Below are 22,625 nucleotides of genomic sequence, written 5' to 3' on the forward strand. Positions count from 1 at the left end.
CCCCGCCCGGCCGTGAGCAAAGCGACTACCGGAACGAGCCGTCCGCCGGTGGCCTGGTGACGTTCCTCCGCTGTGCGTCGCCGTGATCAGGACTACGCTCCATCGACATGCAGGAGCAGCCGTCCAGCGAGCCAACCCGTCGCGAGCCTGCCGAGGGAGCCCGTCGGCGCTCTCCGAAGGCCACCTTCACGCCGCCACCGACGCCCGCGCCGCCGGCTCTGGAGGAGCAGGACGACACCGCCGGACCGCGTACCCGGCGGGCGAAGGCCGCCCCGAACGTGATCTTCCAGCCGCCACCCGCTGCGGAGCAGCCGCTGCCACGCCAGCCCCGGCCGGGGGCGGCCGTGCCGCCGGCGACCCCGACGCCACCCTTCGCGGTCGCGTCGCCGACCGGCGACGCGACCGGCGCCGTGCCGTCGACGGTAGTGCCGCGTCGCGGTGGCGACGGCCGGCCGGACGCGCCGGGAACCGGCACCGACGGGTCGGATGCCGCTGCGGACCCGGTCCCCGCGACCCGGCGGAAGGTCGTCGCGAAGAAGGTGACGACGCCCCGGAAGGCGACCAGGAAGACCGCACCGACAGCAGCGGCCACCGCGGAGAGCACTGCGGCCGACATCGCCCCGGCAACAGCGACCCCGAAGAAGGCTGCGCCGGCCAAGGCCGCGAAGAAGGTCACGAAGAAGGCCGCCCCGGCGGTGGCCAGCGAGGTTTCCGCCCATCCCGCGCCCACCGTCCCGGCACCACCGGCCATCGGCACGCCGCCGACCGCGCCACCGGCCATCGCCGCCCCACCGATCGCACCACCAACCGCACCGGATCCGGTCACCGGCGACGGCGGGGCGGACGCTTCGGGTCGTACGCCCGAATCGGAGCTGCGGATGCTCGTGGCGCGAGTGCTCGATCACCCGGGGTTCGCTCCGGAGCTGCTGGCGCTTACGGCGGTCGAGGCGCTCGGTCCGGGCGCGGCGCAGTGGGCTCGGCGGCTGCGGCAGGCGTACCCGGAGGCGGACAGTGCCGGGCTGGCCCGGCTGGCCAGCCGGCGGTTCGTCCGGCAGGCCGGGATCGGCGGGGCGACCGCCGCGCTCGCCGGGGTCTTCGCGCCGGCGGTCGAGCTGACGGCGGTGCTCTGGTCGCAGGCGAACCTGGTGCTGCACCTGGCGGCGGCGTACGACCGTGACCCGGCGCACCCGGATCGGGCGGCGGAGTTGCTGGTGCTGACCCAGGTGCATCCGGACAGGGCGAGCGCGGTCGCGGCGCTGGCGGCGGCCCGGGCGGCGGACGGGCCGGGTGAGCAACCGGGGCCGAGGGTGGCCGAGGCTGCCTGGCGACTGGCCGCGCCGCTGGCCGCGCAGGCGGGTGGCTGGTTGGCTCTGCGGCTGGTGTCCCGGCTACTGCCGGGGGCTGCGGCGCTGACTGCGGCGGCCGGCGACACGATGGCGGCTCAGCGCCTCGCAGCCCGCGCCATCGCCCTCTACCGTCAGAGCCAGTCGAACCACTCCTTGGGCAGCAGGCTGTAGCCGACGAAGGCGAAGATGTCGAGCAGGGCGTGCGCCACGATCAGCGGCATCACCCGGCGGGTGCGTAGGTACCAGAGGCTGAACACGACGCCCATGACGGCGTTGCCGATGAATGCGCCGAAGCCCTGGTAGAGGTGGTACGAGGCGCGCAGCAGCGCGCTGGTCGCGACGATCGCGCCGAGCCGCCAGTGGAGTTGGCGCAGGCGGGTCATCAGGTAGCCGACGACGATCACCTCCTCCAGGATCGAGTTCTGGAAGGCGGCGAGGATCAGCACCGGCACCGTCCACCACAGGTCCGGCAGGGCGGCCGGGACCAGGGTCGCGTTGATGCCGAGCTGCGCCGCGGTCCAGAAGAGCGCCAGGCCGGGCAGGCCGATCAGCGCCGCCAGTCCGGCGCCCTGGGCGAGGTCTACCCAGGGTCGGCGGGCGTCCAGGCCGAGCGTCCGCGCCGGGTCGCCGGGGTCGCGCGCCAGCAGGTGTACGGCGAGCAGCACCGGCAGCAGCGCGAACACGATGCCGAGCAGCTGGTACGTCAGGTCGAGGTAGGGGCGGGCCGACGCGGAGGTGTTCAGTGCGGCGGTCTGTTTCGACAGCCCACCTTCGGCGGTCAGCTTGGCGATGATCGACACCGTGGCGTAGACGGCTGACTGGCCGAGGGAGAGGCCGAGCACCAGCATGGTCTCGGTGCCGAGCGTCCGGCGGGACACCGGTCGGGTGAGCTCAACGGTCACCGGACCACTCTGCCCGACCGGAGACGCCGACGGCAGCCGGGTGCCACCAGAGCGGGTCTCATGATGCGGTCGCACATTCTGTGCGACCGTCACACACGCTCCGTGGAGATTCTATGGGGGCCCGATCCGCCGTCAGAAGAAGGAGCGCCCCCGGTGGACAACTTCGCGCGGCTGCTGAAGGAGAGCTGGACCCTGGTCGAACAGGAGCGGGTCCGGTTGAGCGACCACTTCTACGCCCGGCTGTTCCTCCTCGACCCCGAGCTGCGCAAGCTCTTCCCGGTCCAGATGGCCGGCCAGGGCGACCGGCTGCTCGAAGCGATCATCGCGGCGATCCACACGGTGGACGATCCGGAGGGCTTCGACGAGTTCCTCCGCGCGCTCGGCCGGGACCACCGCAAGTACCACGTCGAGGCGGCGCACTTCGACACGATGGGTGTCGCGCTGCTGGACGCGTTGCGCAGCACCGCCGGGGACGGCTGGAACCTGGAGTACGACCAGGCGTGGCGGGACGCGTACGCGGCGATCGCCGAGAAGATGCTGGCCGGCGCGGCGGCGGACGGCGACCCGCCGTTCTGGCACGCCGAGGTGTTGACTCACGAGCGGCACGGCCCGGACACCGCCGTCTTCACCTGCCGGGCCCTGCAGTATCCGCTGTCCTGGAAGGCGGGCCAGTACGTCAGCGTCGAGGTGCCCCGCCATCACCCCCGGGTGTGGCGGACGTACTCGGTGGCCAATGCCCCGAACGACGACAACGTGCTGGAGTTCCACGTCCGCACGCCGGCCGAGGCCGCCGGTTGGGTCTCCGGCGCGCTGGTTCGCCGGGTCAAGCCGGGTGACCTGCTGCGGGTGGCCGCTCCGATGGGTTCCATGACGTTGGACCGCTCCTCGGAGCGCGACATCCTCTGCGTCGCCGGTGGCGTCGGACTGGCCCCGGTCAAGGCACTGGTCGAGGAGTTGGCCGGCTACAACCGGGCGCGCTGGGTGCACGTCTTCTACGGGGCCCGCACCGAGGCGGACCTCTACGGTCTCGACCGGTTGCGGGAGCTGGTCGCGGCTCATCCGTGGTTGTCGGTGACGGCCGCGTGCAGCGACGACCCGGACTTCGACGGCGAGCAGGGCGACATCTCGGACGTGGTGGCCCGGTACGGGCCGTGGACGACGCACGACTGCTACGTCTCCGGTTCCGCCGCCATGGTCCGCTCGACGTTGCGGGTGCTCGCCGCGGACGACGTGCCGCCGCAGCACACCCGGTACGACACGTTCGGCAACCTCTGAAGGCTTTACTCCCCCCGAACCGGGGCGCGTGCCCCTGCCCCCTGGGGCACGCGCCCCGGTCCCCCAATCGGGCGGACCGGCACCGCCCCGCGCCACCTCGCCCGTCCGGCCCTCGTTCCCACCGGACGGGCGGGGTCGCGCCCTGGTCAGTAGCGCCAGGGGTGACCGGATTCGCGGTACTCCTCGATCGGTACCAGCGGCACTCCGGGCGCCATCCGGTCGACGTAGAGCTTGCCGTCCAGGTGGTCGATCTCGTGCGCCACCAGCCGGGCCATGCCGAACTCGAACGACGTGATGAGTCGGCCGCCGTCGAACTGCGCGTGCTCCACGTCCAGCCGCAGCGGTCTCGGCACCAGCCCCCGGTGGTCGAAGAAGGAGAGGCAACCCTCGTACTGTTCGTCGGTGTGCGGTGCGGCGTCGACCACCCGGGGGTTGAGCAGCACGACCGGCTCGACCGTCCGATCGGGCGGGCGGACCACCGCCACGGCACGGCCGATGTCGAGCTGGGGGGCGGCGATGCCCACTCCCTTGGTGAACGGGTGCAGCTCGTCCAGTCGGGCCAGCGCCGTGACCAGCCGGTCGACGATCTCCCGGGCGACCCGTTCCTCGCGCGGCAGGTCGAACGGGCGGGCCGGCTGCCGGAGCAGGTCGACCCCGCGCTGGACGATGCCGAGCCCACGCATCCGGTCGGAGGGCCGGACCCGGCCGCCGTCCGGTTCGGGCTCCTGCTGCGCCCGAAACCGCCACAGCAGCCGGTACCGGGCGTTCAGCGGCGGGTCGTCGGTCGCCCAGTCGAAGATCGCCCGGTCGCCCTCGTCGCGCCGGGTCACCGCCGTGCGCAGCGGGCCCTCCTCCGCCGAGAGCGAGGTCTCCGCGCCCCAGACCTGCGGGTCGCTCGCGGCCGGCAGGTCCAGGCGTACGGCGAGGTGACGGGTCGGTACCCGGACGGCGCGCTGGAACCACGGGCCCCACTTGTCCTGCCCCACCGTGTACGCGTACTCGATGGTGGCGCGGCGGCCCGGGTAGAGCGGGAAGCGCCGCTCGGCGTTCTCGAAGAGCAGCCAGAGTTCCTTGAACGCGTCCCGGTCGTGCTTGGCCCGCCAGTGCATGGCCTCTCGTTCGCCGGACTCTTCCCGGTAGGCACGCAGTTGCAGCTCCGCGAAGGTGAGCGGGTGTTCCCGATGGTGCCGGTTGGACCGGCCGGGGTCGTTGGGGTAGCGGTCCACGGCGACCCGGATCAGGTAGCGGGTGACCGGCTCGGTCCCGGCGTTGTACAGCTCGCGACGGATGACGCAGTGGTACGCGTCCTCGGTGTGGGTGAGGACGGCCGTCTCGCGTTCGACGATGAGTCCGGTGCCGGGCGGCATCCACTGGCCGGGCAGGACGAGGTCGCGGTGGTGGCGTTCGCTGCGGGCGTGGCGCAGGTCGTCGTACTCCCGGAAGCGCTGCCAGATCGCGCCGCTGGCCTCCAGGACGGCCTCGGCGCGGCGCGCGAAGTCTTCGGTGGGCCGGTGCCGCCGACCCTCGACGTGGCTGACGTACGACGGATCGAAACCCATCAGGGTGGCTAGCTGCTTCTTGGACAGCCCCCGCTCCGTGCGGTGCCGGGCGAGTTCGGCGGCAAAGGAGTCGGCAGCCCGATCGAGCGGTGAGGTCGTCATCAGCTTCCTCGTGGCCGGGAGTACCAAGTTTCACGTTGAGTCGCCGGACACGCACACAACTGGCACCTTGTCGACAAGAACCTTGACTGTTCAATGAATTCTGCCGATACTGCCCGGAGTCCCCAATCCGACACCGTGAGTAGTTTTCACCCCCCGAGCGATCCGAATCGCTCGCCTCCACCCCACTGAGGGTTCCCCTGCGCCGAGAACTGTGGTTAGGCTAGCCTTAGTCGAGCCACAGGGGCTTCGGGCACGGACGGAACGGACGACACGGGGGTGGATCAGGTGACAGCGGTGCTGCCCCTCCACGATCCGGCTGCCGCTCCCCTCGCTCCGGTCACCGCGACCCTGCGGACCATGTTCGGCACCGATGACCTGCCCGGGCTGGCACCGGGGCTGATGGTCACCGACGAGGCGGGCTGGTCCCCGGCGACCTCACTGACCGGCGGCACCCGACTGCCCGAGCTGCTCGACTCGGCCGTCCGCCTCTGGGGCGGCACTCCACACGCCTCCGCCGCGCTGGCCTGGAAGGCGTACAGCTACTGGGCGGCGCTGCCGGTGGTGCTCGGCTGGGCCGCCGCCCGGCGGGTGCCGCTGCTCGACCACGCCGCCACCTTGATCCACTTCGCGGACCGGCGGACCCTGGTGACGCTCGGCCTGCGCGAGTCGATCCCGGTCGCGGTGCTGCCCAACGATCCGCTGGCGCTCGCCGGGTTGCCCCAGGTCCGGGTGGTGGCCGACGAGCGGGAACTGCTCGCGGCGCTGCGCGCCACGCTGCTCGACGGACACCTGTCCCCGATGATCACCGCGATCCAGGGCGAGGTCCGGATCGGCACCCGCACCCTGCTCGGTTCGGTGGCCGCCGGCATCGGGTACGCGCTGCTGCGGGCCGCCGACGGGTTGCCCGGCTCGGCGGTCGAGGCGATCGACACCCTGCTCGACACGCTCGACCTGGCCGACCTGGTGGAGCTGGTTCCCGGCGCGAACGGCGAGCCGACCGTGCAGCGGCGCACCTGCTGCCTGGCCTTCACCCTGCCCAAGCCGAAGGTCTGCCAGGGCTGCTGCATCCGCACCGACTGACCGGCCCGGTCGCCGTTCAGTCGGTCAGCGACCGGACGTCCCAGACCCAGACGCCGCCGATGTACGTCGGCTCGATGTCGGTCAGCTCGGTCATCCCGGTTCGCAGCGCGTCGGCGTGCTCGTGCGGTCCGAGGATCACCACACCGGCCCGCCAGTACCGCAGGTCCTGCACCGCCTCACGGCGGGCCTGCGCGGTGACCGGCGGCACCTCTCCGGTGCGGCGGATGGTGCCGAAGAAGCTGCTGGTGGCGCGCGGCGGCGCGGTGAACAGGGCGATCCGGTCCCGGCCCGGCCGGGTGTCCGGCCCGAGGAAGTATCCGCGGGCGATCGGCATCTCCAGCCGGGTCTGCGCTGACCAGCGCAGCGGGTCGGCGTACTCGGTGTCGGGCAGCGGCAGGGTCACCACGGCGCGCCCGCCGGCCAGATAGGGACGCCAGGCACCGGAGGTGACGAACTCGGGCGTCGGTTCGAGACGTTTGGTCGGCAGCGGGGTGGGCAGCACCGGGACCAGCGCCATCGCCAACACGGTCGCCGTGGCGAAGCGGATCTGCGACCGCCGGTCCGGGTAGTCGGTGGCCAGCTCACGGACCCGTGCGGCGCCGTAGGCGAGCAGCAGCCCGATGATCGGGGTGATGGCCAGCGCCCAGCGGGTCGGCACCACCGAGTGCAGTAGCGGTAGATCCTCCAGCGCCGCCCACGGCCCGGGGATGCCGGTTTCCCGGCGGTCGAAGCGGATCTCCCGGCCGAGGGAGAGCAGGGCGAAGAGCAGGCCCAGCACGGCCAGCCCGATCACCACCACGTCGCGCCGAAGCCACCACACCAACGCCGCCACCAGGATCACCAGCGGCCAGCCGAAGAAGGCGTTCTCCTCGGTCGGGTTCTTGGCCAGTCCGGCGGCGCTGCGCGCGTCGCCCGCCAGCGATTCGCGGGCGTACGCGACGAACGAGGCCAGGTCGGTGGAGTAGCCCCGGATCAGCCAGGACAGCCCGTTGTAGGCGCCGGGACCGAAGAACTGCACGTAGAGCGGGTACGCCAGCAGCACGGCGGAGACTGCGGCGGCTACGCCGAGCCCGGCCAGGAACGGTCGGGCCGACCTGCGCAGCTCGGGCCGGCCGATCGCGAGCGCGACGACCACCACCCCGAGGCCGATCGCGGTCATCAGCAGGATCTCCAGGTTGAGGAATGCCTGCCAGACGATCACCAGGGCGAGCAGGATGCCGTTGCGCAGCCAGCGACCGGGTTCGGCGAGCCGGAGGGTACGCCAGATGATCAGTGGCACCACGAACTGCGACACGATGTTCGGGTGGGCGTTGGCGTGCGAGACCATGGCCGGCGCGTACGCGCAGAACGTCGCGCCCAGCCAGGCCGGCCCGCGTGAGCCGACGAGCACCCGGGACAGCACGAAGTACCAGGCGGTGGCGGTAGCGATCATCCCGAAGGTGAGGAAGATCAGGAATGCGGCCCGGGTGCCGAAGAGCAGCGTGATCGGCGTCATTGGCAATGAAACGGACAAAACCGAAGTATTTGCCATTAAGTTGACTGATTCCGGCACGTTCATCCGGTCCGACGAGAAGGGGTAGGCGAATTCACTCACCACTCGGGCGCCGTGCGCCATCATCCATTCGAACTGCGCCATATCAGTCCGATTGTCCCGAATTCCGTCTGCCGGATTCCACCACATCCGCGCGGTGACCCAGAAGCCCAGCAGGGCGAAGCTCAGCACGGCGGCGGCGTCCCTCCACCGCCCCGACCTGGGATTTTCGCCACCACGCCCCGACTCTCCGACCTCGGACTCCTCCACAGGTCGGCCCGAATCAGGAGTAGTCATGGCAATTCAGAGCGTAGTCGGCATCTGCCGCCGCCGTGCGGGGTTCGGACTGCTGGCGTAGTATCTGCCGGGTTCGCTGACCACCACCGATCGTGCACCTAACCCCCGACCGTTATTCGGCCACCGCGGGCCCCGATTTCCCCGCCGTCCGGGCGGATGGTTCACTCAGTCGGTCCCGGCGCGGGTCGAGTCGTATCGTGAGGAATCGACGCATGGCAGAAATCACTGGGGATCAGCGCGTGCAGTCCGAGGTCCTGGAGGGCCTCGCCACTGCGGTCAACCACCGGCGCTGGTTCGTCGAGCTGGCCGTGCCCTACCTGGGCGACGATCCCATCGAGATCGGCAGCGGCCTCGGCGACTACGCGCTGGAGTGGAGCGAGCACTTCCCTCGGTTCACCGCCACCGAGGCCGACCCGGACCGGCTGGTGGCGCTCAAGGAGCGCCTCGCCGACCGACCGGCCATCGACGTACGCCAGATGCTGCTGCCCAACTCGGAGCAGGGTGACTACAGCGCCGCGGTGTCGTACAACGTGCTGGAGCACATCGAGGATCACGTCGGCGCACTGCGCAGCATGGGCCAGCTGGTCCGGCCGGGCGGCGCCGTGGTCATCATCGTGCCGGCGTTCCAGTTCGCAATGAGCCCGGCGGACATCGCCACCGGCCACGTGCGCCGCTACACGAAGAAGACCCTGGCCGCAGCGATGACCGAGGCGGGCCTGCGGGTGGAGAAAATCCACTACGCCAACGCGCTCGGGTTGATCGGCTACTTCATGGCCACCAAGGTCTTCCGGCTGATGCCGAAGGAGGGCCCGATGGTGAAGGTCTACGACACGCTGGTCCTGCCCGCGACCAAGGCCGCCGAGCAGGTCGTCCTCCCACCGTTCGGCCAGTCCGTCTTCGCCGTCGCCCGCGTCTGACCCCCTCCACCCTCCACCCCCATTCCCCCGCCCTCCACCCGTTTGATCATGAGGTTGGCGGCGCTCTCGAAGAGCAAACCGCCCACCAATCTCATGATCAAACGGGTGAGGGCTGGGGCCGGGTCAGGCGGCGACCTGGTAGGTGGGGCGGATGGTGGCCCTCGCCAGGGTGTGGAAGGCGAGGTTGAAGCCCACATAGGCGGGAGTCGCGTCCGGCGTGACGTCGAGACGCTCCACGTCGAGGGCATGCACCGCGAAGACGTACCGGTGCGGCCGATCACCGGCCGGCGGGGCGGCACCGCCGAAACCGTGCTCGCCGTAGTCATTACGGACGGTGAACGCGCCATGCAGCTCGTCGCCGGAGACGCCGCGCGGCAGCTCCGTCACCTCGGCCGGCAGGTTCACCAGCACCCAGTGCCAGAACCCGCTGCCGGTCGGCGCGTCCGGGTCGAAGCAGGTCACCACGAATCCCTTGGTCTCCGCCGGGAAACCAGACCAGGCCAGGTGCGGCGAGACGTTGTCGCCCCCGGTGCTGCCGTGCGCGTGGGCCGCCTCCATCGGCTCACCGTTCTGCACGTCGTCACTGACCAGTGTGAACTTGGCGACGGTCGGCAGCAGCTCGTACGGGTCCGGGGCGATGGGTCGTTCCAGATTCATCGACACAGGTCCTTCCGGTGGAAGTGGTGTTCTGCGCACCTTTCATACCCTGTGACGCGGCGGCATTCGAGAAAACCCGCGCCGTGTCCGGCATGACACACTCGCTTCGCCGAAGGAGGTCCTTGGCCGTGGTGTGGCGCGACTTCATCACCGCCCTGGTCGACGCCGCCCGACGGCGCGACGAACAGGCCCTGCGCGACGAGCGCCGCCGAGCACTGGACCGGCTGGCCGAGGAGAAGATCCGCGAGGCTCGGCGGGAGCCACCGCCGGAGAAGTGAGCGGAGGGTGTGGGATTCGAACCCACGAAGACATTGCTGCCTTACCGGTTTTCAAGACCAGCGCCATCGGCCACTAGGCGAACCCTCCTGGACCGCGCGAGCGCGGCCGTGCATAGTCTGCCACGGCCCGCGCGGCGGCGAGCGACGAGCCACCCGGCCGCACCCGGGTCACTCACGCTCCGTGGTGTCGTGGCCCGGAACGTGGACGGGGCGGCGGATCGGGTATGACTGGGCCATGCGTGCGATCACCATTCCGGAGCCCGGTGGACCCGACGTGCTCACCTGGAGCGAGGTGCCCGAGCCGCAGGCCGGCCCGGGTGAGGTGGTCGTCGACGTGCGGGCCACCGCGGTCAACCGGGCCGACCTGCTGCAACGGCAGGGGCATTACCCTCCGCCGCCGGGTGCGCCCGCGTACCCCGGGCTGGAATGTTCGGGGGTGGTGAGCGCGATCGGTCCCGACGTGGCCGACGTCCGGGTCGGTGACCAGGTCTGCGCGCTGCTGGCCGGCGGCGGGTACGCCGAGCGGGTGGCCGTGCCGGTCGGGCAACTGCTGCCGGTGCCGGCCGGGGTCGACCTGGTCGACGCCGCCGCGTTGCCCGAGGTGGCGTGCACGGTCTGGTCGAACGTGGTGCGGGTGGCCGGTCTGACGACGGGCGAGACGTTGCTGGTGCACGGAGGTGGCAGCGGCATCGGCACCTTCGCGATCCAGCTCGGGGCCGCGCTCGGTGCGAGAGTGGTGGCGACCGCCCGGGTCACGAAGCATGACCGGCTGCGCGAGCTGGGCGCCGACCTGCTGGTCGACTACCGGGACCAGGATTTCGTCGAGGAGGTCCGCCGGGTCACCGGCGGCCGGGGTGCGGACGTCGTCCTCGACATCATGGGCGCGTCGTACCTCGGCCGGAACGTCGCCGCGCTGGCCACCGACGGGCGGCTGGTGGTGATCGGCATGCAGGGCGGGCGCAGGGGCGAGCTGGATCTCGGCGCGCTGCTGGCCAAGCGGGGCACCGTCGCGGCCACCGCGCTGCGCTCCCGCCCGCTGGACCAGAAGGCCGCCATCGTCCGAGGGGTACGCGACCAGGTCTGGCCGCTGGTCGAGGCGGGCCGGGTACGCCCGGTCGTCGACCGGCGACTGCCGATCACGGAGGCGGCCGACGCGCACCGGCTGGTCGAGTCGAACGAGCACGTCGGCAAGGTGCTGCTCACCGTCGGCTGAGCCGGACCGGGCTGGGCAGCCTCACTGCGGCAGGGTGAGGCGGGCACCGGGTCCTTCGCCGGCCAGCGTGTCGCCCGGGTTGTAGAGGGTGCAGCGGCGCAGCGACAGGCAGCCGCAGCCGATGCAGCCGTCCAGGTCGTCGCGGAGCCGGGTCATCAGCCTGATCTTCTCGTCCAGGCGGGCCCGCCAGGCGGTGGAGAGGCGCGCCCAGTCCTCAGCGGTGGGCGTACGGGAGGCGGGCAGCGACTCCAGTGCGGACCGGATCTCCGCAAGCGGGATGCCGACCTGCTGGGCGATCCGGATGAACGCCACCCGGCGCAGCTCGCCACGGTGGTAACGACGCTGGTTGCCGCCGGTGCGGTCGGCCCGGATCAGGCCCAGCCGCTCGTAGTAGCGCAGGGCCGACTGCGCGACCCCGCTGCGGGTGGCGAGTTGACCGATGGTCAACGATTCCTGCATCACATCGCCTTGAGTTGAACCTCGCTTGAACTTGCAGGCTATCCGCATGACCACACTCGCCACCACCACGACACGGATCGCCGAGGCCGCCGCGCCGCTCGACGGCCGGCGCCCGGTCGCACCGCTGCTGGAACGCGTCCGCGCCGGCCGGCAGTTCGGCGCGAACGTCCACTCGACCCTCGACGTGCTCTGGGTCCTCTACGACCGGATCCTGCGGATCACCCCCGCTACCGTCGACGACCCCGACCGCGACCGGTTCCTGCTCTCCAAGGGTCACGCGGTGGCCGGCTACTACGCGGTGCTCGCCACGAAGGGTTTCGTCCCGCCCGACTGGCTGGACGACCAGGGCGGGCCGGAGAGCCGGCTCGGCGACCACCCGGACCGGACGCTGGTACCCGGAGTGGAGATCGGCTCCGGTTCGCTCGGACACGGTCTCGGCCTGGCCGTCGGCACCGCTCTCGGGCTGCGCGCCCAGGGCCTGCTCGAACCCCGGGTGTACGTGCTGCTCGGTGACGCCGAGTTGGACGAGGGCGCCAACCACGAGGCGATCGCGTACGCCGGCGCCGTCGAACTTGCCAACCTGACCGCCATCGTGGTCGACAACTCCTCCGCCACGCACGGCTGGCCGGGCGGTCCGGCCACCCGATTCACGGTCAACGGGTGGACCGCCGCCACGGTCGACGGGCGGGACCACGCCGCCCTGCACACCGCCCTGACCGGACACCACGGCCACCGGCCGCACCTCGTCGTCGCCGTCATCGAGAGTGAGTGATCATGCGGGATCGTTTCATCGACACCACCACGACGCTGCTCGCCGAGGACCCGCGTACCGCCCTGGTGCTCGCCGACATCTCCGCCGAGGCGTTCGCCCCGGCCGCCCGACTGCACCCCGACCGGGTGCTCAACGTCGGTATCCGGGAACAGTTGATGCTCGGCGTGGCCGGCGGGCTGGCGCTGACCGGGCTGCGCCCGATCGTGCACAGCTACGCGCCGTTCCTCGTCGAGCGGGCGTACGAGCAGATCAAGCTCGACCTCGACCACCAGGCGGCGAGCGCGGTGCTGGTCAGCGTGGGCGCCTCGTACGACCGGGCGGCGGCCGGGCGGACGCACCTCAGTCCGGCCGACGTCGCGCTGCTCGACACCCTGTCCGGCTGGACCGTGCACGTGCCGGGGCACCCGGCGGAGGTGCCCGGTCTGCTGCGCGCCACGGTGGCCGCCGACACCTCGGCGTACCTGCGGCTGTCCACCCTGAGCAACGCTCATCCGCACCCGGGCGACGGCGCGCTCGTGGTGCTGCGGGACGCCGGGCCCGGCGCGGCGCTGCTGGTCGCGGTCGGGCCGGTGCTGGACGCGGCCCTCGCTGCGGCGGCGGACCTGCCGGTCACCGTGGCGTACACCCACCGGCCACGCCCGTTGGACACCGACGGAGTACGGGCACTCGCCGGTACCGAGGTGATCCTGGTCGAGCCCTACCTGGCGGGCACCTCTGCCCGGGTGGTCACCGCAGCGCTCGCGGACCGGGCGCACCGGCTGCTCACGCTCGGGGTCGGGCGGGAGGAGCTGCGGCGGTACGGATCGGCCGAGGACCACAACCGCTGGCACGGGCTGGACGCGGCGGGGCTGCGTCGCTCGCTGACCGGCTTTCTCTCCCCCGCCCTGGTGTGAGGCGGAGTCGGCCAGCATGGGTCGGCCCGACGGTCAGGATGCGGCAGCACCGCCGGGGCGGCGGCGGGTGCGCTCGCGGCCGAGGATCCAGATCGCCTCCACGCCGTCCCGCCAGGTGATCTTCTTGCCCTCCTCGCGGCCCCGGGCGCGGTAGCTGATCGGCACCTCGTACGGCCGGATGCGGCGGCGCAGCAGCTTGCCGGTCACCTCGGCCTCCATGCCGAAGCCTCGGGAGCGGATGTCCAACGAGCGGTAGAGCGCGACCGGCATCAGCTTGAAGCAGGTCTCCAGGTCGCCGATGTAGGAGTTGAACAGCACGTTCGCCGCCATGGTGACGCCCTTGTTGCCCATCACGTACCAGAAGCTGTAGGCGCTGTGACTGCCGAAGGTACGGTTGCCGTACACCACCGTCGCCCGGCCGTCGAGCACCGGAGCAAGCAGCGTGGGAATGTCCTGCGGGTCGTACTCCAGGTCGGCGTCGAGGATGACCATGTACTCGCCCTCGGCGTTCGCGACCGCCGACCGGATGGCCGCCCCCTTGCCCGCGTTGCGTTGATGCGTGATCACCCGCAGCCGAGCGTCGTCGGCCCGGCCGAGGATCTCGCCGGTACCGTCGCGGCTGCCGTCGTCGACCACCACGAGCTCGATCTCGCACGGATACTCCACCGCCAACGCCTGCTTCAAGGCATCCGCGATGCGTTCTTCCTCGTTGTAGACCGGCATGAGGATCGACAGCTTCACGGGAATCTCCACGATGGCGGCAATATGTCGGCCATAGCCTAGCCCGGCAGGTCAGCCTGGTGGCAGCGACCACCGATGGATATCGACGGCCGGGCGCTCAGACTGATGGTGTTTACTTCCGGCCATGTCGGCCGCCGGCTTCCCGCTCGTCCTGGCTCCCGTCGCCTCGCTCGCCCTGCTCACCGTGGCGTTACGGCCGCATACCGTGGACACCACGGCACCACGGCGACTCGCGGTGATCCGAGCGACGCTCGCGGTCGGAGCCTTCGCGGTGCTGACCGTCGAGATACTGGGCGCGCTGCGGCTGCTGACCGCACCCACGTTCGCGGCGGCCTGGCTGCTCTTCCTGGCCGTCTCGGCGGTGGCCGCCGCGCGTCGCCGCCGGGCCGACGCCCGCGCCGGCCGGAGACCGGCCACGATCCCTGCCGCCGCGCTGACCGGTTTCTGGCGTACGGCGGGCCGGGGCGAGCGGCTGCTCGCCGGCACCGTCGGCGGGCTGCTCCTGGTCGGCCTGCTGGTCGGCCTGCTGGCCGCGCCGAACAACTTCGACTCGCAGACCTACCATCTGCCGAAGGTGGAGCGCTGGGTGGCCCAGGGCGACCTGTCGTTCTGGGCGACCGCGATCCACCGGCAGGTGACCATTCCGCCGGGCGCCGAGTACCTGCTGCTGCACCTGCGCCTCTTCACCGGCGGGGACGCGCTGTACAACCTGGTCCAGTGGGCCGCCGGTCTGGTCTGCCTGCTGGCGGTGGCTCGGGTGACCGCCCAGCTCGGCGGTGGCCGGCGGGCCCAGCTGCTCACCGTCTTCGTGTTGGCCACCACGCCGATGGTGACGCTCCAGTCGACCAGCACCCAGACCGACCTGGTCTGCGCCGCCTGGGTGGCCTGCGTGGCCACCCTCGCGCTGGACGGGCTGCGCCGGCAGGCCGGCGTGGGCGAGCTGCTCGCCCTCGGGGCGGCCACCGGGCTGACCGCCCTCACCAAGACCAGCGGCCTGCTCGCGGTGGGCCCGCTGCTGGTGCTCTGGGGGCTGGGCCAGCTACGCCAGGCGTACCCGGACCGGCCGGTCCCGCGCCGCCGGGTCCCGGTCGCCGCGACCGCCCGTACGGTCGGTGCCTCGGCCCTGATCCTGTTGGTCGCCGCCGTTGTGGTCGGCCCGTTCCTGAGCCGGGTGTACGCCGAGTTCGGTCATCCCCTCGGGCCCGAGCGGCTGCGCGAGTCGGTGCCGATGGAGCGGCACGACCCGGCCTCGGTGCTGGTCAACGCGCTCCGCATCGGACACACCGCACTGGACACCCCGCTGGCCCCGGTGCGTGAGGTCACCGCCGAGGCCATCATCGCGGTGGCCGGGCTGATCGGGGTGGACCCACAGGACCGGGCGATCACCTTCGGACGGGAGAACTTCCCGGAGCCGTCCTGGTATCCCGACGAGGACCGGGTGGCCTTTCCGCTGGCCGGCGCGCTGGCACTGATCGGCGCCGTGGCCGCGCTACGCCGGCCGGCGCGGATCAGCCCGGAGACGGCGGGGGCGCTGCGCGCGTACGCCCTGGTCGTGGTGGTGGCGGTGCTGCTGCACACGGCGATGATCAAGTGGCAGCCGTGGGGGAACCGGCTGCTGCTCTACGCGTTGGCGGTGTCGGTACCGCTGGCCGGGCTCTGGCTGGACGGAGTCTTCCGCCGCGCGGGCCGCGCCGCAACGCCCACCGAAAACAGCCGCGCCGCAACGCCCGCAGAGGACAGCCGCGCCGCGACGCCCGCCGAGGGCGGGCCGGGCGACGGTACGGCAGACATCGGGGGCACGGCGGGCCGCCGTGGGCGGCGGCCGGTGGCGGCGACGCTCGCCGTGACGGTGCTGGCCACCTGCGCGCTGGCCGGGGTGCTGGCGGTGTCGTACGGCTTCCCACGCCGGCTGGTCGGCGCGGGCTCGGTCTTCACCACCACCGAGTGGGAGTCGCGCTTCCTGCGGCGGCCCCAGTGGGCGCAGGAGTACCGCTGGGCGGCCGACGCGGTCCGGGCCGCCGATGCTCGCCGGATCGGCCTGTCGCAGCGTAACGACGACTGGGAGTACCCCTGGTGGCTGCTGCTGCGCGACGCCGACGGCGGCTCCCCCGAACTGCTGGCGCTCCAGTCCGTCCTGGAGGACCGACCGGCAACCGACCCTGCCTCGGTGGACGCGATCGTCTGCACCGGCAGCCGCGATCTCTGCGCGGACCTGCTACCGCCCGGCTGGCGGTTGGAGTTCCGCAGCTACGTCGGATACGCCCTGCCCGGGCAGGGCTGACCGGGTCGGCGGCCGCTCACGCCGGGCGGCTCGACCGTCCGACCGGCCACGACCTGCCCCATTGGCCCGGTTCGACGCTGCGCGCAACGTTTCCGAGACCCATTCACATACCTGCATCCCACGCGTTACCGTCCGGTAACTCGATCGACGTCCCGCGATCGAGCGGAAAGGAGTGCGTCGATGTCTGGTACCCCTGCCAGTCGCGAACGGGGGCATCGACGGCGGCTCGCCCAGGTCGCCGTCCTCGCCACTGCTCTCGTCCTGCCGATGCTGTCCACGGCCACACCGGCCGCCGCAGCCGACCGCCCCGCCGTCCAGCCACTCCCCGCCCACCTGGAAACCATCCGAGCCGCCGAGGCCACCGCGCTCTACGGCGCACCCGGCATCCGCCCGATTGAACAGCGCCGCACCGCGCTGATCACCATGGGCGACAGCCAGATCTCCGGCGAGGGGGTGGGCAACTACGTGCCCGGCACCCACCAGCCGGGCAACTGGTGCGACCGCTCGTACGACCAGGCGGTGTTCCGCACCGGCATCACCGCCGACGAGCGTTACAACATCGCCTGCTCGGGTGCCACCCCGTGGAACCTGATCGTGGGCGGCCCTACCCAGCACAACGAGCTGAACCAGGGTGACCATCTCGCCATCAAGGCGCGCAACACGCACATCAAGCTGCTCTGGGTGGTCGTCGGCGCCAACGGCGACGGCACGATCCAGTTCGGCCCGGTGGCCACCGACTGCGCCATCCGCCGCGTCTTCTTCCAGGGCCCCTGCTGGCCCACCTACACCGACCAGTGGACGGTACGCACCGACGGCAGCCGCCGAGCCGTCGAGGAGGCGCTGACCGACATCCGCCAGACCATGACGAACGCCGGCTACCTGAACTCCGACTACGAGCTGGTGCTCATGTCGTACTCCAGCCCGGCCAGCCCCGACGTCGAGGACAACCCGAACTTCCCCGGCTGGTACTCCGGCGGCTGCCTGCTCTACCTCGCCGACGCCGCGTTCGCCCGGAACAAGGCGGTGCCGCTGTTCGAGTCGGCGCTGCGGGCGGCGGCGGCGAACACCGGCACCCGGTACCTCGACGCCAGCCGGCTGTTCCACGGCCACGAGGTCTGCACCGACAGCACCTCGGTCCGCGGCCTCTACATCGAGTTGGGCGTCTGGGACGAGAACGCGGGCCCGCCAGTCGTTCCACCCGAACTACCGGGGGCACGGCATGTTCGCCCAGTGCATCACCCAGTTCTACGCCTCCGGGCAGCAGCGGGGCACCTGCGTCGACCCGGCCAGCACCGGCAACGGTGTGCTCTACAACGGAGTGCTGGAGTTCAAGCAGCTGCGCAACGCCGCCACCGGCACCTGTGTGGACGGCAAGGGGTATGACTCCCGCAACGGCACCGTCCAGCAGCCGTACCGCTGCCACGGCGGGCGCAACCAGGGCTTCTGGTACGACCCGACCCGGCAGTCGCTGCACTCCGAGCTCTCCCACGACCGGTGCCTGGACGTCTCCGGGGGCACGCTGCGCTCCGGTGCGGCGGTCAACATCTACGACTGCCACGGCGGCACCAACCAGCAGTTCCTGCTCTCCGGCAACCAGCTGCGCGCCGCCGGTGACACGGGCCTCTGCCTGGCCTTCGACAACCCCCTGCTGGGCACGCCCCGGCTGCGGCTGGCCAACTGCTCCAGCAGTTCGCGGCAGCAGTGGTCGTTCGAGTCCCGGTCGTTCGCCCAGCCCGTCGGGTACGGGCGGGACGACTTCATCGGGTCCCGGGTGTACTAGTACGAGGAGCGGCCGTCGCCAGAACGGGACGGCCGCTCCAGACCACCCCGGTGCTAGTTGCCGTCCAGGGGGATGACGATCAGGCGGGCGGATGCCTGGTCGCCGTCCTTGGCACCGGCGACGCCGAGCTTGGTGCCGACCTTGACGTCCGTCGCCGCGATCGACTTGCGCCGCTCGATCACGCGCAGGTCGTCGGCGAGGGTCCAGGTCTGGGTGAAGCCGTCGGTCGACTTCACGGTCATCGTGTCGCCGTCGAGGGCGGTCACCTCGCCACGCTGCACGGCGATCGTCTTCGTACCGCCGTCACGGGTCTGCACCACCGCCTCGCCGTGCAGCGTGTTCTTGCGCAGCAGCACCCGGGCCGCGCGGCGCTTACGCAACTCCTCGACGCGCTCCTGCCGGGTCCTGCCCTCGGCCGACTCCGACGGCGTAGGCGCGGCGGCCTCCGGGTCCAGCTCTGCGGGGTCGAATCCGAGCGCGGCGAGTGCCTGGCCTTCCGCGCCCATTGCCGCGACCACCTCGACGGCGGTCTCCTGCGCCACGTCCCGACCGGGCTGGGCCACCCCGCAACCGCCGGCGGCCAACGCCACCGCCACGAGCAGCGCGGTCGTAGCGGTGACGGATCCCCTGCGTGCCATGTCTCGTCCTCTCGTCCGTGAGGGCACCAGCGTGACCCGGTCGGATGAGGCGACCGTCAGGCCGCTGTTCGAGTCAGGTAAGGATTCCCGGCAGCCGGACGGTGAACGCGGCCCCGCCCTCCGGTGCGTGGCCGGCGCTGATCTCCCCGCCCAGCCGGCGGACCAGGCCGGCGGCGAGCGCCAACCCGAGCCCGCTGCCGACCTTGCGCAGCCCCTGGTAGCGCTGGCGCAGCGCGCCGCGCTCGAAGGCGACCGCCAGGTCTTCGTCGGTCAGTCCGGGCCCGCCGTCGCGAACCTCGATCGCGCCACCGGCCGCCGGGTCGGCACCGGCCGGCCGGACCGCGAGGATCACCGGCGCCCCCGGCGGTACGACCCGCAGCACGTTCTCCAGCAGCCCGTCGAGCACCTGCCGGATCCGCCCCGGATCGGTGTGGACCAGCACCGGCAGCTGCGGTACCTCCAGCCGGAACAGCACGCCGACCGAGACACACCGGTCGGCCCAGGTGCGGCCCGCGTCGGTGGCCAGCCCGACCAGGTCGACCGGCACCGGTTCGAGCGGGAAGTCGACCGCCTCCAGGCGGGCCAGCGCGAGCAGGTCGGCGACCAACCGGTCCAGACGCCGCGCCTCGGCCAGCATGGTCCGGCCCGTGTCGGCCGCCGCCGACGGCTCGACCACCCCGTCCGCCAACGCCTCCGCGTAGCCCCGGATGGCGGTCAGCGGGGTACGCAGCTCGTGCGAGACGGAGAGCAGGAACTCCCGCTGTCGCCCCTCGCTGGTGGAGAGCGCGGCGGCCAGCCCGTTCAGGGCGTACGCCAGGTCGGCCACCTCCGCCGGCGACTCCACCGGCACCCGCACGGAGCGATCACCGGCGCTCAGTCGGGCAGCGGCGGTCGCCGCCCGTCGGATCGGCCGGGCCAGCCGACGGGCGAGCAACCAGCCGGCGACCGCCCCGGCGGCCAGTCCCGCCAGCAGCGGCAGCCAGAGGCCGCGCAGCACCTGACGCCAGATCCCGGCACCCGCCCGCCGGGTCAGCACCACGCCGTCACCGCCGGGCAGCGCCCGCCCCTCGACGAGCGCCCGTTGCCCGGCGACCGGTCGCCGGCCGGAGACGTCGCGACCGGCCGCCACCCGGTTCACCAGCTGGGCGGGCAGGCCGGGGCGGTCGACGGCACCGCCCGAGATCAGGTAGATGGTGACGCCCTGGGTGTCGAGTTGCCGGACCAGCCGCTCACCGGCCAGCTCCCGGACCCGGCCGGGGCGCGCCCGCAGCAGCTCCGCGGCGAGCTGCGCCTGGGTGGCCAGCGCCCGCTGGTCGCGCCGCTCGGCGGCACGAACCGCCACCGGCACCGCGACCAACGCGGTGACCAGTACCGACACCAACGCCACCGCGCAGGTCACCAGCACCGCGCGGGCGGTCAGGGTACGCCCCGGACGGTCAACCATCGGCGGCGTACCCGACGCCACGGTGGGTACGGATCACGCTCACCGGGCCGAGCTTCGCCCGGACCTGCGCCACGTGCACGTCGACGGTCCGGGTACCGGCGTGTGCCGCGTACCCCCAGACTCCGGCCAGCAGCTCCTCCCGGGTGAAGACCCGCCCCGGTCGGGTCATCAGGTGGGCCAGCAGGTCGAACTCGGTCGAGGTCAGCTGCACCGGGCAGCCGTCCACGGTGACCGAGCGGCGGCCCGTGTCGAGGGTGACCCGGCCGAGGACGACCGGTTGTGCGGAATCGGGCGGGCCGGTGGTGCGCCGCAGCACGGCCCGCACCCGGGCGACGAGTTCGCGCGGGCTGAACGGCTTCGTCACGTAGTCGTCCGCGCCCAACTCCAGGCCGACTATCCGGTCCACCTCGTCGTCGCGGGCGGTGAGGAAGATGACCGGCATCCAGTCGCCGGTCTCCCGCAGTCGCCGGCAGATCTCGGTGCCGGCCAGGCCAGGCAGCGCGATGTCGAGCACGCAGGCCACCGGGCGCAGCCGGCGGGCGGCGGCGAGACCGGCGGTCCCGTCGTGTTCGACGTGTACGCCGAAGCCGTCCCGGCTCAGGTAGAGCCGAACCAGGTCGGCGATGCTCGGCTCGTCCTCCACCACGAGGACCAGCCCACGCCGCGGGTGCTCGACGGTCACCGGCCCATGATTGCCGATCGGCGGGGCCGGGCGGTGTCAGGCCATGTTCGGATCCGGTAAGAACACCCGGTCAGCCGGCCACGACGGGCCGGAAGGTGGTGGGCCGGACAGCGGCGGGAGCTTCGGCGACCTTGGCCACGATCCTGGGCGCGACGCTGCGTACCCGGGCCCGGAAGGCCTGGTTGAGCAGGGCGTCGAGCTGCCACACCTGCTTCGGATGCTGGGCCCGGATCAGGAACCGTTCACGGATGCCGTCGATGGCGGTGGCGGCCAGCTCGACGCAGCGCAGTCGAGGATCGGGGCTCCAGGTGACGTGGCTCAGCTCGCGCAACTCGGTGTTGAGATGCAGCCGGAGCCGCTGCAGCACCCGGGTCTGCCGGGTGATGACGAGCCGCCGGTGGGTGAGCAGGAGCAGATGATCCCCGATCAGCGGGCGGTCGGGCCGGCTGCACCGGGTGACCAGAATGGTGGCGTCGCCGGAACCCACACAGCGACGGAACACCGGCATGTGCCGGCTGGCTGTCTGCACCGCCAGACCGGCTTCGGCCGCGGCCGGAAGGAACGTTCGGGAGAAGACGTCCATGCCCTGCCCAACGATGATGCTCGTTGGGTGACGTGGCCCGTCGACATGCTTTTTGCAAATTCCACGTTACGGCCGGCCGGCCGGGCTGGGTCGGCCGGCCGCACGTCCGGGCAGGTCAGCGGGGCGTCCGACCGGGTCAGCCGGGCGTCCGGGGCAGGTCAGCCGGGCGTCTAGCAAGGTCAGCCGGGCTCCGCGAGGAGCAGTTCGGCCAGCCAGCCCGGCACGGCGGCGGCGTACTCGGCGCGGCCCGGGTCGGTGGTCGCCAGGGCGCGACGCCAGGACAGCGCGCGGCTGACCATCGTCACCCCGGCGGCCACCTCGGCCAACTCGTGCAGCGCGCCCCGGTCGTGGCGGTCGGTCCACGGCTCCAGGTAGGCGTCCCGCAGTCGGCGCAGCGCCGGGTCGGCCTGGTCCCGCCCGGTGGTGTGGGCGATCGACCGCAGCGCGACCAGGAGGCTGCCGAACGGATGGGCCACCGAGGCGTCCCCCCAGTCGAAGAAGCGGTGGCCGTCCGCGGCCACGAAGACGTTGCCGTCGTGCAGGTCGTCGTGCTGGATCGTGGGGAGGATGGCGCTCTCGGCCAGCCACCGACAGCGGCCCGCGTACCCGGGCAGCAGGGCACGCAGCCGATCGTGGGTTTCGGCGGTCAGCCCGTCCGGTGACCCCAGGAGCAGCGCCTCCCGGTCGTCGAGCAGCTCCGCGAAGAGCGTCGGTAACACCTCGGGACGGTGGTCGGGCACACCGAGGGCGAGCAGCTCGTCGATGTGCGCGGCCGTGATCCGCTGAAGTTCGGCGTACTCGGACAGCACGCCTTCCCAGCGGGCGAGGTCGCCGCCGGCCACCTCGCGCAGCGTCGGGCCGCCGTGCGGCAGCAACGACCAGCCCCGCCCGACGTCCACCGCGATCGGATCGAGCACCCGTCCGGGCCCGAGCCGAGCCAGCGCGGCGAGCAGCGCCGCCTCGTACGCCGTGCCCGGCGAGGTCGCCTTGAACCACACGTCACCGGCGTCGGTGGGCACCCGCCAGACCAGCGACCAGGGCCGGACCCGGGGCTCGGCCGGGCCGGTGACCCGGCGACCGGTGCCGGCGAGCGCCTGGGTGACCCAGTCGAGGGCGTCGGCCCGCCACTGCGGGTCGGTCCAGTCGGTGTGCGGCACGGCGGTGGCGGTCACCGGGGCAAGCTAACCCGGGCACC

21 protein-coding genes, 1 tRNA gene and 1 pseudogene are annotated in these 22,625 nt (G+C 72.2%); 11 read left to right on the plus strand and 12 right to left on the minus strand.

Annotated elements, in window-relative coordinates; translation table 11 throughout:
- The first annotated feature begins 107 nt into the window (after window positions 1–107).
- Window positions 108–1,517, plus strand: a complete 1,410-nt coding sequence (locus BMY89_RS30990) for a hypothetical protein (RefSeq protein WP_232521417.1) — start codon at window positions 108–110, stop codon at window positions 1,515–1,517.
- Here BMY89_RS30990 and BMY89_RS18305 read toward each other — a convergent pair.
- On the minus strand, window positions 1,478–2,248 hold the full coding sequence (locus tag BMY89_RS18305; protein WP_092381241.1) for a CPBP family intramembrane glutamic endopeptidase: 771 nt from the start codon (window positions 2,246–2,248) through the stop codon (window positions 1,478–1,480). The genes BMY89_RS30990 and BMY89_RS18305 overlap by 40 nt on opposite strands.
- 153 nt (window positions 2,249–2,401) lie before the next feature.
- On the opposite strand from BMY89_RS18305, the gene BMY89_RS18310 reads away from it, so the two are divergent.
- Complete coding sequence (locus BMY89_RS18310) at window positions 2,402–3,523, plus strand: globin domain-containing protein (protein ID WP_092381242.1); 1,122 nt, start codon at window positions 2,402–2,404, stop codon at window positions 3,521–3,523.
- A gap of 146 nt (window positions 3,524–3,669) precedes the next feature.
- On the opposite strand, the gene BMY89_RS18315 is transcribed toward BMY89_RS18310, so the two are convergent.
- Window positions 3,670–5,184 carry a peptide deformylase gene (locus tag BMY89_RS18315; protein WP_092381243.1) on the minus strand — a complete coding sequence of 505 codons (1,515 nt, stop codon included), beginning with the start codon at window positions 5,182–5,184 and terminating at the stop codon, window positions 3,670–3,672.
- Window positions 5,185–5,541: 357 nt separating this feature from the next.
- On the opposite strand from BMY89_RS18315, the gene BMY89_RS18320 reads away from it, so the two are divergent.
- The gene (locus tag BMY89_RS18320) at window positions 5,542–6,264 is read left to right on the plus strand and encodes a hypothetical protein (RefSeq protein WP_111313847.1); all 723 of its coding nucleotides are present in this window, start codon (window positions 5,542–5,544) and stop codon (window positions 6,262–6,264) included.
- A 16-nt stretch (window positions 6,265–6,280) separates the two neighbouring features.
- Here BMY89_RS18320 and BMY89_RS18325 read toward each other — a convergent pair whose 3' ends face one another.
- Complete coding sequence (locus tag BMY89_RS18325) at window positions 6,281–8,092, minus strand: DUF6311 domain-containing protein (RefSeq protein WP_092381244.1); 1,812 nt, start codon at window positions 8,090–8,092, stop codon at window positions 6,281–6,283.
- Between the two features lie 212 nt (window positions 8,093–8,304).
- Between BMY89_RS18325 and BMY89_RS18330 the strand changes: the two genes are divergently transcribed.
- Complete coding sequence (locus tag BMY89_RS18330; protein WP_092381245.1) at window positions 8,305–9,009, plus strand: class I SAM-dependent methyltransferase; 705 nt, start codon at window positions 8,305–8,307, stop codon at window positions 9,007–9,009.
- Window positions 9,010–9,132: 123 nt separating this feature from the next.
- Here the strand turns inward: BMY89_RS18330 and BMY89_RS18335 are convergent, their stop codons facing one another.
- A complete protein-coding gene (locus tag BMY89_RS18335; protein ID WP_092381246.1) occupies window positions 9,133–9,666 on the minus strand; it encodes a YbhB/YbcL family Raf kinase inhibitor-like protein in 534 nt (177 codons plus the stop codon).
- A 122-nt stretch (window positions 9,667–9,788) separates the two neighbouring features.
- On the opposite strand from BMY89_RS18335, the gene BMY89_RS30445 reads away from it, so the two are divergent.
- Window positions 9,789–9,944: a hypothetical protein gene (locus BMY89_RS30445; protein WP_170147729.1), complete on the plus strand. Its 156-nt coding sequence runs from the start codon at window positions 9,789–9,791 to the stop codon at window positions 9,942–9,944.
- Between the two features lies 1 nt (window position 9,945).
- Here BMY89_RS30445 and BMY89_RS18340 read toward each other — a convergent pair.
- A tRNA-Ser gene (locus BMY89_RS18340) sits at window positions 9,946–10,032 on the minus strand.
- Between the two features lie 147 nt (window positions 10,033–10,179).
- Here BMY89_RS18340 and BMY89_RS18345 point away from each other — a divergent pair.
- Complete coding sequence (locus BMY89_RS18345) at window positions 10,180–11,157, plus strand: NAD(P)H-quinone oxidoreductase (RefSeq protein ID WP_092381247.1); 978 nt, start codon at window positions 10,180–10,182, stop codon at window positions 11,155–11,157.
- A 21-nt stretch (window positions 11,158–11,178) separates the two neighbouring features.
- Here the strand turns inward: BMY89_RS18345 and soxR are convergent, their stop codons facing one another.
- Window positions 11,179–11,616, minus strand: coding sequence for a redox-sensitive transcriptional activator SoxR (soxR, locus tag BMY89_RS18350; RefSeq protein ID WP_092381248.1), 438 nt, complete (start codon window positions 11,614–11,616; stop codon window positions 11,179–11,181).
- A gap of 46 nt (window positions 11,617–11,662) precedes the next feature.
- On the opposite strand from soxR, the gene BMY89_RS18355 reads away from it, so the two are divergent.
- Window positions 11,663–12,388: a transketolase gene (locus tag BMY89_RS18355; protein ID WP_092381249.1), complete on the plus strand. Its 726-nt coding sequence runs from the start codon at window positions 11,663–11,665 to the stop codon at window positions 12,386–12,388.
- Window positions 12,389–12,390: 2 nt separating this feature from the next.
- Window positions 12,391–13,281 carry a transketolase family protein gene (locus BMY89_RS18360; protein WP_092381522.1) on the plus strand — a complete coding sequence of 297 codons (891 nt, stop codon included), beginning with the start codon at window positions 12,391–12,393 and terminating at the stop codon, window positions 13,279–13,281.
- 33 nt (window positions 13,282–13,314) lie between these two features.
- Here BMY89_RS18360 and BMY89_RS18365 read toward each other — a convergent pair whose 3' ends face one another.
- The gene (locus BMY89_RS18365) at window positions 13,315–14,022 is read right to left on the minus strand and encodes a glycosyltransferase family 2 protein (RefSeq protein ID WP_092381523.1); all 708 of its coding nucleotides are present in this window, start codon (window positions 14,020–14,022) and stop codon (window positions 13,315–13,317) included.
- Between the two features lie 124 nt (window positions 14,023–14,146).
- Here BMY89_RS18365 and BMY89_RS18370 point away from each other — a divergent pair, with 124 nt between their 5' ends.
- From BMY89_RS18370 to BMY89_RS30995, 3 genes are all read left to right on the plus strand, one after another.
- Window positions 14,147–16,303, plus strand: coding sequence for a DUF2142 domain-containing protein (locus BMY89_RS18370; RefSeq protein WP_092381250.1), 2,157 nt, complete (start codon window positions 14,147–14,149; stop codon window positions 16,301–16,303).
- A 180-nt stretch (window positions 16,304–16,483) separates the two neighbouring features.
- Window positions 16,484–17,686 (plus strand): SGNH/GDSL hydrolase family protein, encoded by a 1,203-nt coding sequence (locus BMY89_RS18375; RefSeq protein WP_232521418.1) that lies wholly within the window; start codon window positions 16,484–16,486, stop codon window positions 17,684–17,686.
- Entirely contained in the window at window positions 17,607–18,083 is a 477-nt protein-coding gene (locus tag BMY89_RS30995; protein ID WP_232521419.1) for an RICIN domain-containing protein, read from the plus strand. Before BMY89_RS18375 ends, BMY89_RS30995 begins: the two co-directional genes overlap by 80 nt.
- A gap of 53 nt (window positions 18,084–18,136) precedes the next feature.
- Here BMY89_RS30995 and BMY89_RS18380 read toward each other — a convergent pair whose 3' ends face one another.
- From BMY89_RS18380 to BMY89_RS18400, 5 genes and pseudogenes are all read right to left on the minus strand, one after another.
- Window positions 18,137–18,721: a hypothetical protein gene (locus BMY89_RS18380; RefSeq protein WP_092381251.1), complete on the minus strand. Its 585-nt coding sequence runs from the start codon at window positions 18,719–18,721 to the stop codon at window positions 18,137–18,139.
- A 56-nt stretch (window positions 18,722–18,777) separates the two neighbouring features.
- Window positions 18,778–20,165, minus strand: a pseudogene (locus tag BMY89_RS18385) (sensor histidine kinase).
- Window positions 20,158–20,847, minus strand: coding sequence for a response regulator transcription factor (locus BMY89_RS18390; protein ID WP_092381252.1), 690 nt, complete (start codon window positions 20,845–20,847; stop codon window positions 20,158–20,160). The pseudogene BMY89_RS18385 and the gene BMY89_RS18390 overlap by 8 nt, the downstream one beginning before the upstream one ends.
- 70 nt (window positions 20,848–20,917) lie before the next feature.
- Complete coding sequence (locus BMY89_RS18395) at window positions 20,918–21,430, minus strand: hypothetical protein (protein ID WP_092381253.1); 513 nt, start codon at window positions 21,428–21,430, stop codon at window positions 20,918–20,920.
- A gap of 179 nt (window positions 21,431–21,609) precedes the next feature.
- Window positions 21,610–22,602, minus strand: a complete 993-nt coding sequence (locus BMY89_RS18400; RefSeq protein ID WP_092381254.1) for a phosphotransferase — start codon at window positions 22,600–22,602, stop codon at window positions 21,610–21,612.
- Between the last annotated feature and the right edge of the window lie 23 nt (window positions 22,603–22,625).

This window comes from Micromonospora phaseoli, assembly GCF_900109115.1.
GTDB classification, from domain to species: domain Bacteria; phylum Actinomycetota; class Actinomycetes; order Mycobacteriales; family Micromonosporaceae; genus Micromonospora; species Micromonospora phaseoli.

Excerpts from the sequence above, each read along its gene's own strand:
- BMY89_RS18335 (WP_092381246.1), bottom strand. The coding sequence starts at position 9,666 with ATGAATCTGGAACGACCCATCGCCCCGGACCCGTACGAGCTGCTGCCG.
- BMY89_RS18355 (WP_092381249.1), top strand. The coding sequence starts at position 11,663 with ATGACCACACTCGCCACCACCACGACACGGATCGCCGAGGCCGCCGCG.
- BMY89_RS18315 (WP_092381243.1), bottom strand. The coding sequence starts at position 5,184 with ATGACGACCTCACCGCTCGATCGGGCTGCCGACTCCTTTGCCGCCGAA.
- BMY89_RS18345 (WP_092381247.1), top strand. The coding sequence starts at position 10,180 with ATGCGTGCGATCACCATTCCGGAGCCCGGTGGACCCGACGTGCTCACC.
- BMY89_RS18320 (WP_111313847.1), top strand. The coding sequence starts at position 5,542 with ATGTTCGGCACCGATGACCTGCCCGGGCTGGCACCGGGGCTGATGGTC.
- BMY89_RS18380 (WP_092381251.1), bottom strand. The coding sequence starts at position 18,721 with ATGGCACGCAGGGGATCCGTCACCGCTACGACCGCGCTGCTCGTGGCG.
- soxR (WP_092381248.1), bottom strand. The coding sequence starts at position 11,616 with ATGCAGGAATCGTTGACCATCGGTCAACTCGCCACCCGCAGCGGGGTC.
- BMY89_RS18395 (WP_092381253.1), bottom strand. The coding sequence starts at position 21,430 with ATGGACGTCTTCTCCCGAACGTTCCTTCCGGCCGCGGCCGAAGCCGGT.
- BMY89_RS18360 (WP_092381522.1), top strand. The coding sequence starts at position 12,391 with ATGCGGGATCGTTTCATCGACACCACCACGACGCTGCTCGCCGAGGAC.
- BMY89_RS18375 (WP_232521418.1), top strand. The coding sequence starts at position 16,484 with ATGTCTGGTACCCCTGCCAGTCGCGAACGGGGGCATCGACGGCGGCTC.
- BMY89_RS30990 (WP_232521417.1), top strand. The coding sequence starts at position 108 with ATGCAGGAGCAGCCGTCCAGCGAGCCAACCCGTCGCGAGCCTGCCGAG.
- BMY89_RS18370 (WP_092381250.1), top strand. The coding sequence starts at position 14,147 with ATGTCGGCCGCCGGCTTCCCGCTCGTCCTGGCTCCCGTCGCCTCGCTC.
- BMY89_RS18330 (WP_092381245.1), top strand. The coding sequence starts at position 8,305 with ATGGCAGAAATCACTGGGGATCAGCGCGTGCAGTCCGAGGTCCTGGAG.
- BMY89_RS18325 (WP_092381244.1), bottom strand. The coding sequence starts at position 8,092 with ATGACTACTCCTGATTCGGGCCGACCTGTGGAGGAGTCCGAGGTCGGA.